This is a genomic window from Duganella sp. S19_KUP01_CR8 (assembly GCF_036688705.1).
Classification (GTDB): domain Bacteria; phylum Pseudomonadota; class Gammaproteobacteria; order Burkholderiales; family Burkholderiaceae_D; genus Rugamonas.
This window is the reverse complement of the sequence record NZ_JAQQPR010000073.1, coordinates 1-1,624: the sequence shown is the minus strand read 5'-3', so window position 1 is coordinate 1,624 and position 1,624 is coordinate 1. Positions and strand designations below refer to the sequence as shown.

Annotated in this window: 2 protein-coding genes; both read right to left on the bottom strand. The window is 66.8% G+C overall.

The genetic code is table 11. The annotated features are described in order from the left end of the window. Positions 1 to 66: 66 nt before the first annotated feature. Positions 67 to 831, bottom strand: coding sequence for a DUF3108 domain-containing protein (locus V6M89_RS30365; protein WP_332856711.1), 765 nt, complete (start codon positions 829 to 831; stop codon positions 67 to 69). A gap of 1 nt (position 832) precedes the next feature. Beyond that, on the bottom strand, positions 833 to 1,624 hold a 792-nt coding region (locus tag V6M89_RS30360), incomplete at its 5' end, for a DUF3108 domain-containing protein (RefSeq protein ID WP_332856710.1).

Sequence of the window (1,624 nt, the reverse complement as noted above, 5' to 3'; positions counted from 1 at the left end):
CTGCTGTAGCGACAACTACAGCAGAGCTCGTGCACAAATGGGGGACCTGACCCCGGATCATTCAGCTTACTTTTTCACGGCCTTTTCCAGTGTCTGGTCGACGAAGTCGCCATCGTTGTCGTTGAAGCGCACACGTACCGGGGTCCAGTCCATCGACGGCGCCAGCCACAGGTCGACCTGCTGGCCCTGCGCGTCCGGCGGCGGCGCCTTGACCAGGTGGACGGCGTTGACCTCGCCCGTGCCGATCTGCACTGCCTCATTTTTCATCACCTTGAAGCTCCACACCTCGGCGTCGCGGCGGCCGGCTACGAAGTACTTCCATTCGCTGCCCGGCTTGAACTTGTCCGGCGTGGCGCGCGCCTGCGCCGCCAGCTGCCACTGGATGCTGGTGCGATCCTGCTCGCCGCCCTTGATCGGGTAGCTCTCGTCGCCTTCGCTGAAGGTGATGGTCTTGGCGTCGCGCTGGAAGGTGGTGGTGCTAGGGTCCTTGCGGAAGCGCTTTTCGTAGAAGGTGGCCGGCGCCAGGCCGAAGTCGTCGACCGCGCCCTCGCTGCGGTTTTCCAGGATCTTGCCGAACAGCGCGGCGCGGCTTTCGGTGGCGACCGAGTACTTGCCGTCGCCGGCGCGCCATTGTACGGTGGCGGTGCCGCCTATGCTCAAGCCGTGCTGCTTGGCCTTGATCGTGTACGAGAGGTCGGCCGACGGAGGCAGGCTGTATGGGCGCTTGACGCTCGGGTGCTCGCCGGCCGGAGCTTCGGCGGCGTGGGCCGAGCAACTCAGCAGGATGGCGGCGCTCAACGCCAGCAGGCGCTTGGTGTAAATAGTATGCATATTATTTTCCGGGTTCTGTCATCGTGATTTTAGAGACGGTTTGCGTCGTCAGCGCGCCGCTTGCTTCGGTATTGCGCAGCTGGACCGGGTACCAGTTCAGGCCCGGCGCCAGCCAGATGTCCAGCCGCGACGAATAGCTGCCGGGGCGCGGCGGCCGGCTCAGATGCCAGGTCACCACCTTGCCCATCTTGGTGTTCAGTTCTTCCTCGCCCACCAGCTGGAAGCGGAACAGCGCCGCTTCGCGGTCGTCGCCGACCTGCATCTCGATATCGCTGCCGAACTGGTTGATGTCGGCGCGGCCGATGCCGCCCAGCTGGAACGGCACCGTCGCCATGTCCTGCGCGCCCACCATCAGCGGGTAGCTGCGTTCGGTGGCCGAGAAGGTGATGGTGCCGGCGTCGCGGTTGAAATGGGTCGCCGTCTCGGCGCGGCGGCCGCGCTTCTGCGTGCTGGTGTTCGGGGCGATGCCGTAATCGTCGATGGTGCCGACGCTGCGCATCACCAGCGCGTTGAGGCGGGTGATCAGCAGGCTGATGCCCGCTTCGGCCGAGGCCTGGTAGTTGCTGCCGTCGGTACGCCAGGTCATGACGGCCGAACCGCTCCACTTGGTGCCGTCGGCGTCGACCCGCGCCACGTCCATGTCCAGGCTGGCCGACGGCGGCAGGTTGACCTTGTAACGGCGCATGCCCTGCGGCGGCGGCGCGTCCACCGGCACTGCGGCGACCGGCGTGGCGCCGCTGGTGTCGGGCGGCGACGGCGTGCCGGTCTGCGCCTGCGCGGCGCCGGCTTGCGC

Bases quoted from the DNA above. Each gene is read 5' to 3' on its own strand.
- V6M89_RS30365 (WP_332856711.1), bottom strand. From the start codon at position 831: ATGCATACTATTTACACCAAGCGCCTGCTGGCGTTGAGCGCCGCCATC.